General features: G+C 46.7%; 1 pseudogene. It reads right to left on the bottom strand.

Features of this window, described 5'->3' with window-relative positions:
- Nucleotides 1-251: pseudogene (locus tag AB4274_RS21730) on the bottom strand (bifunctional aspartate transaminase/aspartate 4-decarboxylase); the annotation flags it as partial.
- Nucleotides 252-255 lie beyond the last annotated feature (4 nt).

The following is a 255-nucleotide window of genomic DNA, read 5'->3' as shown; positions in this document are numbered from 1 at the left end:
CCATCAGGGATACCACCGAAATCACCACCTAGGTAAGCGTAGTTACGCTCTGCTTCTGCTACCGCAAACTCACCAAGACGGATGAATGCTTTACGAGGTAGCGTTGCTAGGAAGTTAGGGTTACCACGACCTGCATCAAGAAGTGCACGATCTGGCACAGCTTGCGCCACTTCAATCAGTTTGTCTTTTAGCTCGAATGGGCTTAGGTCAGCGAATTTTGAAAAATCGATAGTTGGAGTTTGAGTAGTCATAATA

Source organism: Vibrio sp. 10N.261.55.A10, from assembly GCF_041470825.1.
Lineage (GTDB): Bacteria > Pseudomonadota > Gammaproteobacteria > Enterobacterales > Vibrionaceae > Vibrio > Vibrio crassostreae_C.
Note: the sequence above shows the minus strand (reverse complement) of the source record. Positions and strands in the feature narration are given on the sequence as shown.